Source organism: Achromobacter sp. 413638 (assembly GCF_043119405.1).
Lineage (GTDB): Bacteria > Pseudomonadota > Gammaproteobacteria > Burkholderiales > Burkholderiaceae_B > Achromobacter.
Genome location: NZ_JBICCO010000144.1, coordinates 1 through 9211, shown reverse-complemented (window position 1 = coordinate 9211; position 9211 = coordinate 1). Strand labels below are relative to the sequence as shown.

The window sequence follows — 9211 nt, the reverse complement described above, 5'->3', positions numbered from 1 at the left end:
CGGGGGGGGGGGCGCCCCCCCCCCCCCCGCGCCATGGCAAATCAGGGAATCCTCGCGCTCGATCGGAAAAACGGCAATGACGTCGGACATGGCGGTTCGGACGGCAAGAGGTGGCGGGAAGCGGCGGGACAGCCGGACGCCGCTGGGCAAGCCCACGGCGCGGCCGGAACCTCATACGCTACAACCGGCGCTTCGGACAGTCCAGCCCCGCCCCCTATTCCACCGACGCCGGCGCCGCCTCGCTGCGGGTAGCGCCCGGCGCGCCGCGCAGGGCATGAGCCACCAGTTCCTCGGCATAGGCGGGCAGGTCGCCGCGCACGCACAGCACGAGATCGCGCGCGGCCCAGTCATCGCTCAGATCCAGACGCCGGAAGCCGGCCGAACGCCCGTGGCGGACGGCGGCGGCGCGCGGCACGACCGCCACGCCCACGCCCTGGCCCACCATCCGGCAGACCGCGTCGAAACCGCGCAGCCGCACGCGGTAGGACAGGCTCTTGCCATCGCGGCGCGCGTGCTGCGCGATGTGCTCCTGCAAGGCGCTGCCTTCGACCAGCCCGACGAAATCCTCGCCCGCCGCGTCGGCCAGCGCGACGACGCCGCGCGCGGCCAGCGCATGCCCCGAGGGCACGATCAGGCATAGCGGATCGTGGCGGAACACCGCCACCCGCAGGCCGCCCAGGTCGACCGAGTCCGCCAGCACGCCGATGTCACAGGTGCCGGCGCGCAGGGCGTCGGCGATCTCGTGGCTGGGCCGCTCTTCCAGGTCCACCGACACGCGCGGATGACGCTGCAGGAATTCGCCCAGCACCGGCGGCAGATGCTCGCTCAGCGCCGTGGTGTTGCATTGCACGCGCACCAGTCCCTTCAAGCCCTGGCCGTACTGGTCCAGGTCGCCGCGCATGCGGTCCATCTGCGCCAGCACCAGCCGCGCGTGATGCGCCAGCGTGCGCCCGGCCGGCGTCGGCTCCGCGCCGCGCGGGCCGCGCAACAGCAAGGGCACGCCCAGCGTGTCTTCCATGCCGCGCACGCGCTCGCTGGCCGAGGCCAGCGTCATGTTGGAACGCCGGGCGCCGGCGGTGATGGAGCCCGTTTCCTGCACATGCAGGAACAGCCGCAGGTCGGTGAGATCGAAGCGCATGCAAGGATCGTAGCACCGCAGGCTATGGAATTTCCGAACCCGGCATACGCAAGTTCCCGATAGGGCCGCGCCGGATACGCGCCGAAAATGAACGACATGCCCGCATCCACAACCTTTATTCCGGTGTTCTCCATGCAAATCCGAACCACGTCCACCCGCTATTCCGATCTTGCCGCGCCTGCCTTGCCATCAGTCTTTTCCATAGCCTCGGCAGTCGACACCGACCACCGGGAGGCCCGGCCATGAGTCCCGCCGACCTGATGATGCCCGGCGCCACGCCACTGCTGGCGGCCGCGGCGGCGGCCGTGTTCCTCCTGGCCGGCGTAGTCAAGGGCGTGGTCGGGCTGGGGCTGCCCACCATTTCCATGGCCCTGCTGGCGCTGATCATGGCGCCCGCGCAAGCCGCCGCGCTGCTGGTGGTGCCATCGCTGGTCACCAACCTGTGGCAGGCGCGGCCCGCCGCGACCTTCGGCCCGATCTGGCGCCGCATCGCCGGCATGCAGGCGGGCGCTTGCGCCGGCACGCTGGCGGGCGCCTGGTGGCTGGGCGCGCCATCCGGCGTCTGGGCAGGCGTATGCCTGGGCGTCGCGCTGGTCCTGTACGCGGCCTGGGGCCTGTTCGGTTCGCCACCCTCCATTCCCACGCGGCGCGAAGGCGCGCTGGGCCTGGCGGTGGGCGCCGCGACGGGACTGGTCACCGCAGCCACCGGCGTGTTCGTGATCCCGGCCGTGCCCTATCTGCAGGCGCTGAACCTGGGCAAGGACGGGCTGATCCAGGCCATGGGAATCTCCTTCTCGGTGTCCACGCTGGCGCTGGCGGCGGGCCTGTGGCTGAACGGCAGCTACGGCGCGGATGCGGCGGGCGCTTCGCTGCTGATGCTGCTGCCCGCGCTACTGGGCATGGGACTGGGACAATGGCTGCGCGGCCGGCTGTCGCCGCGCGTCTTCAAGCTGTGCTTCATGGCGAGCCTGGCGCTGCTGGGCATCTACCAGGTTTTCCAGGGTCTGGCTGGCGCGAGCCATTCCTAGGGGCGAGCAAGGCCGCTTGCCAAGCGGTCGGGGGTGCTTGCGTCCTGACGCCCCGCGTCGCCTTCCCCGCGCCTCACGCGGCCAGGCGGCGCTCGTCGAGCGGACCGATGGCGATCGACATCTCGCGCCAGCGCGCCAGCTCTTGCTGCACCGATTGGATCTTGATGCGCGCCTGATCGAAGGCGTCCCGGCCCAGGAACAGATGCCGTGGCGCGTACTGGGCCTGCGAGGCCTGGATAAGGGTACGCGCGACCTGGGCCGGCACGCGCGCCGCGCCCGGGTAGACCAGCGTAACGCGCACGCCATGCGGCGCGGCTTCGACGGCCAGGGCCTCGGTCAGGCCGCCCAGCGCGAACTTGGCCGCGCTGTACGCGCCCCAGCCCTCGGCCGCGCCATCGAAGCCCAGGATCGACGACACATTGAACACATGCCCGCCACGCTGCGCGCGCAGGCGCGGCATGGCGGCGCGTATCACGTTCATGGCGCCGAAGACGCCGATATCGAAACCCTCGCGCAGCGCCGCGTCGGACAGCTGATCCAGCGGCCCCCGCGCGGCGCAGGCGGCGTTGTTCACCACCACGTCCAGGCCGCCGAAGGCGGCATGCGCCGCGTCGACCGCGCGCCGCACGCTGCGTTCATCGCCCAGGTCCACGGCCAGCGGCAGCAGGCGGCCATCGAGCGCCGCGCCGGTCGCTTCCAGCAGGGCGTCCACGTCGCGCGAGGTCGCCGCCACGCGATGGCCCTGCTCCAGCAGGGCCTTGACCAGCGCCAGTCCCAATCCCGCGGAGGCCCCGGTCACAAACCAGATTTTTCCGGATTCCATGCTCATCCCTTCCCTAGAACCCGGCGCGGGCCGGATGGCGCCGCGCCATGGAAAGGAATGTTAGAAAACGAGGCGCGCGGCGTACAGCCGCGTTCTTGCGGGAAACCTGCCTAATCCTGCAATCCCGCCAAAGAGCTTCAGCCCAGCGCGCTGCGATAGTGCCCGGCGTCGAAGGCCGGCGCATCGGCCGCCAGCGCCGGCGCGGCCTCGTCCTGCGCGGGCTCCCCTGCAACAACCCCGAACAGCGACAGTTCGGCCCTGACCAATGCTTGAACAAAATCCGTCATGATGTTTTCTCCATGCTGAGATGATGCGCTCGCCGCCCGCCAGGCCGGCGGCGCGGAAGCAGCAGGGGTTCATCTTGGCCGCAGGCCATCAGGACGTCCATTTGGTTTGTTCAATCGCGGCGATTGACGCCGGATTTGGAACCGTTGCGGACGGCCGCGCCGGACGGAGCACCGACGCGCCGGCAACCGCCGCTGTCGCCCGTCGACAGCAAGTCTTTGGTCATGATTCGTGGACAACAACGCAGAATTATTCACCAATCAAGATCTTCAACGCTCCTATGATCGAAGCGTGACGACTCTCAGGAATGCTCCACCATGTCCGCCTATCACCACGTAAAGACCTCGCAGCTGGACATCGCCTATCTGGAATGGAATCCGGCCGGCGCGCGCACCGCCGTGCTGCTGCATGGCTGGCCCGACAGCCCCGAATGCTGGAACAGCGTGGCAGACAAGCTGGCCGCCTCGGGCTACCGTGTGCTCTGCCCGGCGCTGCGCGGCTTCGGCCCGACCCGCTTCCTGCGCGCCGACACGCCCCGCAGCGGCGAACTGGCCGCATTGGGCCGCGACCTGCTGGACTTCCGCTCGGCGCTGGGCCTGGAGCGCCCCGTGCTGGTCGGCCACGACTGGGGCGCGCGCGCCGCGGGCAACGCCTGCGGCCTGGACGCCGACGCGGCCTCGCACCTGGTGCTGCTATCGGTCGGCTACGGCACCAACAGCCCGGACCAACCCGTGCCGCTGTCCCAGGCACGCAATTACTGGTATCACTGGTTCATGGCCACGCCCAGGGGCGCGGCCACCGTCCGTGACAGCCGGCGGGAATTCACCCGCTACATGTGGGACACCTGGTCGCCCGCCGGCTGGTACGAAGAAGCCGATTTCGACGAAGCCGCCCGCGCCTTCGACAATCCGGACTGGGCCGAGGTGGTGCTGCACTCCTATCGCCAGCGCTGGGGCCACGCCCAGGGCGACCCGGCCTATGCCGAAGATGCCGCGCGCCTGACGCCCGCGCCGGAGCTGGCCGTGCCGACCCTGGTGCTGCACGGCGGGGCCGACGCCTGCAACTCGCCCGCCACGTCCGAGGGCAAGGACGCTTATTTCAGCGGCCGCTATCAACGCCGCGTGCTGGACGGCATTGGCCATTTCCCGCAACGCGAGACGCCGCAGGCGGTGGCCCAGGCCATCCTGAGATTCTGCGAACCGGCCTGAAACCGGGCGCGGGATCCGTCCGTACACGGCTCGTCAGCCGGCCCGCGCCCCTGCACGCCCCCGGAATGACGGATAATTCGGTCTGTGCGCCGCCGCCCCGCCGGGCGGCGGTTTTTCGCGGGCCTGTCGCCCGCGCCCGTAATCCGGAGTCAGCTATGTATCGCGGCATCGAGGCGATCGAACATTTCATGGAATCCATCGGCCTCGTCTGGCGGCCCGGCGCCACCGCAAGCGCGGAGCTGCGCGCCAGCTACCGCATCGGCAATACTCGCCCGCTGGGCATTGATTGCACGCTGGTGGAATTCCACTGCGACGCCAAACGTCCGAAGATCTGGGTGCCCGAGTTCTCGCGCACCAGCTTCCACCAGTGGTTCGAAGTGCCCTACCAGGATTTCGAGTTCACGCCCGGCGGCTCGATGCTGAAGATCAAGGCCGCCGCGCGCGGCAACGCGCCCCCCTACAGCGTGGGCCTCAAGCCGCTGGCCTGACGCCCGCGCGAGGGCGGCTACAGCTGCTTGTACATGATGGTGGTGCCGTCCAGCCGGTGCGCGTCATGCGAATCGCGGCTGAAGCCCGGGATGACGCCCACCGTCACATACCCCAGCGAGGCATACAAGGGCTCGGCGCGATCGCCGGTGCGCGTGTCCAGCGTGATCAGGCTGCGCCCGGCCGCCACGGCCAGCGCCTCGACCTTTGCCATCAAGGCCCGCGCGATGCCCTGGCGCCGGAAATCCGGATGCACCAGCAGCTTGCGCACCTCGGCGCGGTGCGGTTGATTGGGCGGGGTGTCGCAATCGAGCTGCACCGCGCCGGCCAGCCTGCCGTCCTGCCAGGCGGCCACCAACAGCAGGCCGCCCCCGGCCACGCCGGGCAGCACCTTGTCGCGCCAGAACCCCAGCGCGTCGTCCGGGCTGTACGGCAGGACGAAGCTGACGCTGGCGCCCGCGTGCACGCTGGCGTGCAGCAGCTCCGCCAGTTCCGGCAGCAGGGTTTCGGTTTCGGCGGCCGAGAGCGTGGCCATGCGCAGGGAGGCAAGATGATCGGGCATGTAGCACCTGTAGACGTTGTGGTTCAGACGATGAAAAGCAGGTAGCGGGCGCCGCTGTCCGGCGGCGTCTCGAAAAGGCTGGCTCCGGCCAGCTGGTAGCGCAGGCAGTCGCCCGGACGCAGCCCGTGGCGGCGGCCATCCACGGTGATGTGCAGCGCGCCTTCCAGCATCAGCAGATGGTGTTCCAGATTCGGACGCGGCGGCTGCGGGTATTCGATGCGGGCGCCGGCGTCCAGCTCGCAGGCCAGCACTTCCCCGGCCAGCGCGGCCGCCGGCGGCGAGACCGAGCGGCGCCGGAAGCCCGCGCTCGCATCGACCCAGACCGGCTGCGCGCTTTCGGGCACCAGCGGCGCGAAGTCGTCTTCCACCATCAGCATCAGCCGCGACATGGTCAGGCCGTAGGCGGCGCACAGCCGCCCCAGCACGCTGGCCGTGGGGCTGACCTCGGCGTTTTCCAGCCTCGACAGCGTGGCGCGGCTGACGCCGGCCCGGCCGGCCAGTTCGTCCAGGGACCAGCCGCGTTCCTGGCGCAGGCCCTTCAGGCGCGAGGCGATGCGCATGTCCAGGCCGTGATCGAATTCGGGATGATTTTCCATATTTGGGATTTTTTCTCAAATAAGAAATTCCGTCAAGCGAGCCCGCGTCCGCTCCGCCCGTCAACCACGCCCCGCCGAATTCGGCACAATAGGGCCCATGTTCCTGGCTCGATACCTGATCATGCCGATTCTCTGCCTGGGCCTGCTGGCCGGCTGCGCCCTGCCCTCGCAGGAACAGCGCAGCCAGTCGCAGGCGCTCGATCCCGACGCGGCGGCGGCCACCCCGCTGGGCCGCGCCATCGCGCCCGTCGCCGCCGGCCACGCCGGCCTGTCCGGCATCCACCCGCTGGCCGACGCCCACGACGCCTTCGCCGCGCGCATGATGCTGGCGCGCGCCGCCGAGCGCAGCCTGGACGTGCAGTACTACATCTGGCGCGGCGACATGACCGGCATGATGCTGCTCGAAGCGCTGCACGAAGCCGCCGATCGTGGCGTGCGCGTGCGCCTGCTGCTGGACGACAACGGCACCTCGGGCCTGGACCGCGAGCTGGCCGCGCTGGACGGACATCCCAACATCGAAGTGCGGCTGTACAACCCCTTCGCGCTGCGCTGGCCCAAGACGCTGGGCTACCTGACCGACTTCAGCCGGCTCAACCGGCGCATGCACAACAAGTCCTTCACCGCCGACAACCAGGCCACCATCATCGGCGGCCGCAACGTTGGCGATGAATATTTCGGCGCCGCCAACGGCGTGCTGTTCACCGACCTGGACGTGCTGGCGATCGGCGCGGCGGTGCAGGACGTGTCCGCCGATTTCGACCGTTACTGGGCCAGCGACTCGGCCTATCCGGTGGCGCGCCTGCTCAAGCCGGCCGAGGCGGGCGCGCTGGACCTGCTCAAGCGGCGCGCCGACGACATGGAACGCTCGTCCGACGCCGCCGCCTATGCCGAGGCCATGCGCGCCCTGCCCTTCATCCGTCAGTTGCTCAAGGGCGAGCTGGAACTGGAATGGGCGCCCACGCGCATGGTCAGCGACGATCCGCGCAAGACCCTGGGCACCGCGCCGCCAGAGGCCATGCTGCCGCATCAGTTGCACGAGATCATCGGCAAGCCCGCCCAGTCACTGGATCTGGTGTCGCCCTACTTCGTGCCCGGCGAATCCGGCACGCGCGCCTTCAGCGACATGGCCCGCGCCGGCGTGCGGGTGCGCGTGCTGACCAACTCGCTGGAAGCCACCGACGTGGCGGCCGTGCACTCCGGCTACGCCAGGCGCCGCGCCGATCTGCTGGCGGGCGGGGTGGAGCTGTTCGAAATGAAGCGCGCCGCCGGCGGCGGACGCAACAAGAACCTGGGCCCGCTGGGCAGCTCCGGGTCCAGCCTGCACGCCAAGACCTTCGCGGTAGACGGCCAGCGCATCTTCGTCGGCTCGTTCAATTTTGATCCCCGCTCGGCCAGGCTCAACACCGAACTCGGCTTCATCATCGACAGTCCCAGGCTGGCCGGCCAGATCTCGACGGCCTTCACGCGCGACGTGCCGACCACGGCCTATCGCGCGCTGCTGGACGAACGCGGCAAGGTCTACTGGCTGGAACTGCGCGACGACGGCCAGACCGTACGTTATGACAGCGAACCCGGCGCCAGCGTCTGGCAGCGCCTGTCGGTCTGGTTCATCTCGCTGCTGCCGGTGGAGTCCTTGCTGTAATCACAGCCAGGACGCGACGCAACAAGCGGAGCGCGCCTCAGCCCGCGCGGCGGCATACTGAACATCATGAGCATGAACCTGGATCTTTTCGACGAGGCCGACCCCCAGCCCGCCCGCAGCGAATCCATCGGCCCGCGATCCGTGGTGCTGCGCGGCTACGCCCTGCCCGTCGCCGACGCCCTGCTGCAATCCCTGGACGAAGTGATCCGGCAGTCGCCGTTCCGACGCATGGAAACCCCCGGCGGCCATCTGATGTCTGTCGCACTGAGCAATTGCGGCCGGCTGGGCTGGACCACGGACCACGACGGCTACCGCTACACGCCGGCCGACCCGCTGTCGGGGCGGCCCTGGCCCGACATGCCGCCGGCCTTCGCCGCCCTGGGACGCGAGGCCGCCGCCGCGGCCGGCTTTGCCGGCTTCGAACCGGACGCCTGCCTGCTCAACCGCTACGAGCCGGGCGCGCGCATGTCCTTGCACCAGGACCGCAACGAGCGCGATTTCAGCGCGCCCATCGTGTCGGTGTCGCTGGGCATGCCGGCGGTGTTTCTTTTCGGCGGCCTGGCGCGCTCGGACCCCGCCGCCCGCGTGCCGCTGTTCCACGGCGACGTGGTGGTCTGGGGTGGCGCGGACCGCCTGCGTTTCCACGGCGTGCTGCCGCTGAAGGACAGGCCGCATCCGCGCCTGGGCAGCCTGCGTCTGAACCTCACGCTGCGCAAGGCGGGTTGAGACGGCGGGCCCGATCCGGCCCGCCGGACCAAGGCGGGCGGAACCGGTTAGCATAGGCGCACGCTTTCCCTACACCCTCAAGAGAACAACGATATGCACGCGCTGGGCCGACTCGTCATCCTGGTCACCGACTACGACACCGCGATCGCCTTCTACCAGGACAAGCTGGGCATGGAGGTCTTCGTCGACATGGCCGTCGGCGCCCAGCGCTACGTGCACCTGCGCCTGCCCGAACAGCCCTCGGTGGGCGTATGGCTGCTGCAGGCGCAAACGCAGGCGCAGCGCGACCGCGTGGGCGACCAGACCGGCGGCCAGCCGGTGGGCGTGTTCTACACCAGCGACACGCGCCGCGATCACGCGCGCTTCGCCGCGCAAGGCGTGCGTTTCACGCGCGAGCCCGTCGAGGACGCCGTCGCGGTGTACGCGCATTTCATCGATCTGTACGGCAACGAATTCGTACTCGTGCAACTGAAGTGAGCCGCGCGGCTCACGCGAAGGAACCCGCCATGGACCTGCAGCTTGAAGGCAAACGCGTGCTCATCACGGGCGCGTCCAAGGGCATCGGGCTGGCGGCGGCGCTGGCCTTCGCCCGCGAAGGCGCCAGTCCCACCCTGGTCGGCCGCGACCCGGGGGGGGGGGGGGGGGGGGGGGGGGGGGGGGGGGGGCCGGGCGGGGGGGGGGGGGGGGGGGGGGGGGGGGGGGGGGGGGGGGGGGGCT

Annotated in this window: 13 protein-coding genes; 8 read left to right on the top strand and 5 right to left on the bottom strand. The window is 70.1% G+C overall.

Annotated elements, in window-relative coordinates; all coding sequences use genetic code 11:
- Positions 1-214 precede the first annotated feature (214 nt).
- On the bottom strand, positions 215-1138 hold the full coding sequence (locus ACEU5R_RS31435; protein WP_392413776.1) for a LysR family transcriptional regulator: 924 nt from the start codon (positions 1136-1138) through the stop codon (positions 215-217).
- Positions 1139-1225: 87 nt separating this feature from the next.
- On the opposite strand from ACEU5R_RS31435, the gene ACEU5R_RS31430 reads away from it, so the two are divergent.
- Positions 1226-1384 carry a hypothetical protein gene (locus ACEU5R_RS31430; protein WP_392413774.1) on the top strand — a complete coding sequence of 53 codons (159 nt, stop codon included), beginning with the start codon at positions 1226-1228 and terminating at the stop codon, positions 1382-1384.
- On the top strand, positions 1381-2166 hold the full coding sequence (locus ACEU5R_RS31425) for a sulfite exporter TauE/SafE family protein (RefSeq protein ID WP_392413772.1): 786 nt from the start codon (positions 1381-1383) through the stop codon (positions 2164-2166). Before ACEU5R_RS31430 ends, ACEU5R_RS31425 begins: the two co-directional genes overlap by 4 nt.
- A gap of 73 nt (positions 2167-2239) precedes the next feature.
- On the opposite strand, the gene ACEU5R_RS31420 is transcribed toward ACEU5R_RS31425, so the two are convergent.
- A complete protein-coding gene (locus ACEU5R_RS31420) occupies positions 2240-2989 on the bottom strand; it encodes an SDR family NAD(P)-dependent oxidoreductase (protein WP_392413770.1) in 750 nt (249 codons plus the stop codon).
- Between the two features lie 137 nt (positions 2990-3126).
- Complete coding sequence (locus ACEU5R_RS31415) at positions 3127-3276, bottom strand: hypothetical protein (protein WP_199770917.1); 150 nt, start codon at positions 3274-3276, stop codon at positions 3127-3129.
- Between the two features lie 315 nt (positions 3277-3591).
- Here ACEU5R_RS31415 and ACEU5R_RS31410 point away from each other — a divergent pair, with 315 nt between their 5' ends.
- Together ACEU5R_RS31410 and ACEU5R_RS31405 are read left to right on the top strand one after the other, a co-directional pair.
- The gene (locus ACEU5R_RS31410) at positions 3592-4482 is read left to right on the top strand and encodes an alpha/beta fold hydrolase (RefSeq protein WP_392413768.1); all 891 of its coding nucleotides are present in this window, start codon (positions 3592-3594) and stop codon (positions 4480-4482) included.
- 155 nt (positions 4483-4637) lie between these two features.
- Positions 4638-4970 carry a hypothetical protein gene (locus ACEU5R_RS31405; RefSeq protein WP_103276002.1) on the top strand — a complete coding sequence of 111 codons (333 nt, stop codon included), beginning with the start codon at positions 4638-4640 and terminating at the stop codon, positions 4968-4970.
- A gap of 17 nt (positions 4971-4987) precedes the next feature.
- On the opposite strand, the gene ACEU5R_RS31400 is transcribed toward ACEU5R_RS31405, so the two are convergent.
- A complete protein-coding gene (locus tag ACEU5R_RS31400) occupies positions 4988-5530 on the bottom strand; it encodes a GNAT family N-acetyltransferase (RefSeq protein ID WP_392413765.1) in 543 nt (180 codons plus the stop codon).
- Between the two features lie 23 nt (positions 5531-5553).
- Entirely contained in the window at positions 5554-6126 is a 573-nt protein-coding gene (locus tag ACEU5R_RS31395) for a helix-turn-helix domain-containing protein (protein ID WP_392413763.1), read from the bottom strand.
- Positions 6127-6223: 97 nt separating this feature from the next.
- Between ACEU5R_RS31395 and ACEU5R_RS31390 the strand changes: the two genes are divergently transcribed.
- The 4 genes from ACEU5R_RS31390 to ACEU5R_RS31375 form a co-directional block, all read left to right on the top strand.
- Positions 6224-7768, top strand: a complete 1545-nt coding sequence (locus ACEU5R_RS31390; protein ID WP_392413761.1) for a phospholipase D family protein — start codon at positions 6224-6226, stop codon at positions 7766-7768.
- Between the two features lie 72 nt (positions 7769-7840).
- Positions 7841-8494 (top strand): DNA oxidative demethylase AlkB, encoded by a 654-nt coding sequence (gene alkB, locus ACEU5R_RS31385; protein WP_369869716.1) that lies wholly within the window; start codon positions 7841-7843, stop codon positions 8492-8494.
- Between the two features lie 93 nt (positions 8495-8587).
- A complete protein-coding gene (locus ACEU5R_RS31380) occupies positions 8588-8971 on the top strand; it encodes a VOC family protein (RefSeq protein ID WP_103276006.1) in 384 nt (127 codons plus the stop codon).
- 29 nt (positions 8972-9000) lie between these two features.
- On the top strand, positions 9001-9211 hold a 211-nt coding region (locus tag ACEU5R_RS31375), incomplete at its 3' end, for an SDR family NAD(P)-dependent oxidoreductase (protein WP_392413759.1).